Here is a 2,593-nt window from a genome sequence, read left to right as displayed (position 1 = left end):
ATGAAAAATAGAAGCCATACTTTTTTCTAAAAAAGTAATTAAATCAAAAGCTATCGAGAGAAGCTAACCGAGACTGATGAAAACAAAAATATCATTAAGAAAAAACTAGGGATTCGTCAACATGTCACTTATTTTGCTATGTATTGGAAGAGAATTTTGCTTTCAGGGAAAGTTACAAAGCAATAGGCGGTCAAAATTCTAAAGTCTTAACAACCGTTCCTTGCCTTATACCACCTATCATATTTTATCTGAACTTTAATCAGATCGGATATGGGTTACTGCATTCTAGCGCCACCACAGCCAATGATTGAAAAAATATCAACTTTAAGTGCTACCCACAGAGTTACATTTAACACCTTACAAAAATCAATACATTCAAAACAAAAAAAGCTTGGCTGTTAAGCCAAGCTTTGGGTGCGGTGCGAATAACCGCCTTACTCTTACCGACTCAGATCCTTCAGTCAACTTCCCTAATGACATCCAAACTCTCAATTTGGAGCTCAAAGATTCTGATAGCGATGCTTCGCTGTAAGTATTCCTTTATAACCGTTTGTTTAAACTAGCCCGAAAGAAGGCGCTTAGTTGAACAAATCAGTAATGTCGCCAAATAACTCAACAATCATCATAATCTTTGAACTCTATTCCCTGCTCCCTGACATCAGTTCCTTTTCCTCTGTCACTCCCTTGCGCAGGTAAATCTACTTCTCGAACTCTAATTAGCCTTTGAAGTTTGCGAATTCTGTTTCGCTTAGCTCGCCGTTTGCATCAACGTCTAGCTCTTTAAATCGCTCTGCAAGTGCAGTGTGTGCTTGTGCTTCACTCATGCTGATTGTGCCGCTTTGATCTGTATCTAGCGCAGCGAAGTCTTCACTCGCCATAGCATTAACAGAAGCAAAAGATAAACCTGAGATTGATAGTGCAATTAGTACGTTTTTCATCATTTATTCCTCAAAAATTTAAATACTGTTCGTTTCGTGAAATTGGGGGCTATTACTTAGCCTTTAAAATTTGCGAATTCTGTTTCGCTTAGCTCGCCATTCGCATCAGCGTCTAATTCTTTAAATTGCTCTGCAAGTGCCGTGTGCGCTTGTGCTTCACTCATACTGATTGTGCCGCTTTGATCTGTATCTAGCGCAGCGAAGTCTTCACCCGCCATTGCATTAACAGACGCGAAAGATAAACCTGTGATTGATAGTGCAATTAGTACGTTTTTCATCATTTATTCCTCAAAAATTTTAAATACGGTTCGTTTCGTGAAATTGGAGGGCTATTGATTAGCCTCTAAAATTTGCGAGTTCTGTTTCGCTTAGCTCGCCATTCGCATCAGCGTCTAATTCTTTAAATTGCTCTGCAAGTGCCGTGTGTGCTTGTGCTTCACTCATGCTGATTGTGCCGCTTTGATCTGTATCTAGCGCTGCGAAGTCTTCACCCGCCATAGCATTAACAGACGCGAAAGATAAACCAGTGATTGATAGTGCAATTAGTACGTTTTTCATCATTTATTCCTCAAAGATTTAAATACTGTTCGTTTCATGAAGTTGGAGGACTATTACTTAGCCTTTAAAATTTGCGAATTCTGATTCACTTAACTCGCCGTCAGCGTTCCCGTCTAGCTGAGTGAATTGCTCAATAAGATTTAGATTTACTTTTGCTTCGCTCATGCTAATTGTGCCGCTGCCATCGGCATCGTATTTGGCAAAGTCGTCACCGGCCATCGCGTTAACCGACGCCATTGATAGGCCAGCAAGGGATACTGCTACTAGTAAATTTTTCATCATATTCTCCTTAAATTCCGTCTTGGCGGAGAGTCCGAAGACTCACCGATACCAAACTTTCAAATTAGCCTTCAAAGTGCTCGTACTCTGATTCACTCAGCTCGCCGTTACCGTCAACATCAAGTGTCTTGAATTGCTCAGCTAACTTAGGATTAACCTGTGCTTCAGCCATGCTGATTGTGCCGCTGCCATCAGTGTCGTACTTTTCAAAGTCGTCCATCGCCATAGCCGATGCTGAAACCAATGTCATACCTGTGATTGATAGTGCTGCTAGTAAATTTTTCATGATCTTCTCCTTAACGATTAAAATAATGTGATAACTCGGTAAATTAACCTTCGTAGTTATCAAATTCTGCTTGGCTTAGTTGACCGTCTTGGTCTGCGTCTAGCTCGTTAAATTGAGCAAGAAGGCCTTCATCTGCTTTTGCTTCTTCAATAGAGATATAACCATCACCATTCATGTCTAGTTTGTCGAAACCAGTGTTTGCATGTGCACCTACTGATGCCAAAGTCATTACTGCTGCTGATACTGCGATTGCTAGATTTTTCATCGTGCTTTCCTCATAAGATTAAAAATTCTGTGTTAAACGTTTTGCTATTAAAGCTAAAAACTGATTTTGCATTTGTTTCTGCGTTTCGTTTTTCGCTTTCGAGATAACTATTCCAACTTTGATGCCAAAATTGAAAAAACACGGTTTATCAACAAGTTAAGAAAAACCACTTGAAAAGATTAAGGTTGGATTAAGGCTGGCTGTTGCTAAATGGCAACAGTTAAAAAAGCGAAAAATAAAAAATCTTTATTTTTCTTGATGTTAGAT

At 39.5% G+C, this 2,593-nt stretch carries 6 protein-coding genes; all 6 read right to left on the bottom strand.

Annotation, left to right across the window (positions count from 1 at the left end):
• Positions 1-716: 716 nt before the first annotated feature.
• The 6 genes from L1D50_RS22645 to L1D50_RS22620 all read right to left on the bottom strand — a co-directional run bounded on the left by L1D50_RS22645 (position 717) and on the right by L1D50_RS22620 (position 2,326).
• Positions 717-938, bottom strand: coding sequence for an EF-hand domain-containing protein (locus L1D50_RS22645; RefSeq protein WP_128727331.1), 222 nt, complete (start codon positions 936-938; stop codon positions 717-719).
• Between the two features lie 56 nt (positions 939-994).
• Positions 995-1,216, bottom strand: a complete 222-nt coding sequence (locus tag L1D50_RS22640) for an EF-hand domain-containing protein (protein WP_010369616.1) — start codon at positions 1,214-1,216, stop codon at positions 995-997.
• A 58-nt stretch (positions 1,217-1,274) separates the two neighbouring features.
• On the bottom strand, positions 1,275-1,496 hold the full coding sequence (locus L1D50_RS22635; protein ID WP_128727332.1) for an EF-hand domain-containing protein: 222 nt from the start codon (positions 1,494-1,496) through the stop codon (positions 1,275-1,277).
• A gap of 57 nt (positions 1,497-1,553) precedes the next feature.
• Entirely contained in the window at positions 1,554-1,775 is a 222-nt protein-coding gene (locus tag L1D50_RS22630) for an EF-hand domain-containing protein (RefSeq protein ID WP_128727333.1), read from the bottom strand.
• Between the two features lie 64 nt (positions 1,776-1,839).
• Positions 1,840-2,061, bottom strand: a complete 222-nt coding sequence (locus tag L1D50_RS22625) for an EF-hand domain-containing protein (protein WP_128727334.1) — start codon at positions 2,059-2,061, stop codon at positions 1,840-1,842.
• A 43-nt stretch (positions 2,062-2,104) separates the two neighbouring features.
• Positions 2,105-2,326: an EF-hand domain-containing protein gene (locus L1D50_RS22620; RefSeq protein ID WP_095728314.1), complete on the bottom strand. Its 222-nt coding sequence runs from the start codon at positions 2,324-2,326 to the stop codon at positions 2,105-2,107.
• Between the last annotated feature and the right edge of the window lie 267 nt (positions 2,327-2,593).

Source organism: Pseudoalteromonas sp. Isolate6, assembly GCF_022398435.1.
In the GTDB taxonomy this organism is placed as follows: Bacteria; Pseudomonadota; Gammaproteobacteria; order Enterobacterales; family Alteromonadaceae; genus Pseudoalteromonas; species Pseudoalteromonas galatheae.
This window is presented reverse-complemented; position numbering and strand designations above follow the sequence as displayed.

What these genes read in the sequence shown, in the direction of transcription:
- L1D50_RS22645 (WP_128727331.1), bottom strand. Translation starts at nt 938, where the DNA reads ATGAAAAACGTACTAATTGCACTATCAATCTCAGGTTTATCTTTTGCT.
- L1D50_RS22640 (WP_010369616.1), bottom strand. Translation starts at nt 1,216, where the DNA reads ATGAAAAACGTACTAATTGCACTATCAATCACAGGTTTATCTTTCGCG.
- L1D50_RS22635 (WP_128727332.1), bottom strand. Translation starts at nt 1,496, where the DNA reads ATGAAAAACGTACTAATTGCACTATCAATCACTGGTTTATCTTTCGCG.
- L1D50_RS22630 (WP_128727333.1), bottom strand. Translation starts at nt 1,775, where the DNA reads ATGAAAAATTTACTAGTAGCAGTATCCCTTGCTGGCCTATCAATGGCG.
- L1D50_RS22625 (WP_128727334.1), bottom strand. Translation starts at nt 2,061, where the DNA reads ATGAAAAATTTACTAGCAGCACTATCAATCACAGGTATGACATTGGTT.
- L1D50_RS22620 (WP_095728314.1), bottom strand. Translation starts at nt 2,326, where the DNA reads ATGAAAAATCTAGCAATCGCAGTATCAGCAGCAGTAATGACTTTGGCA.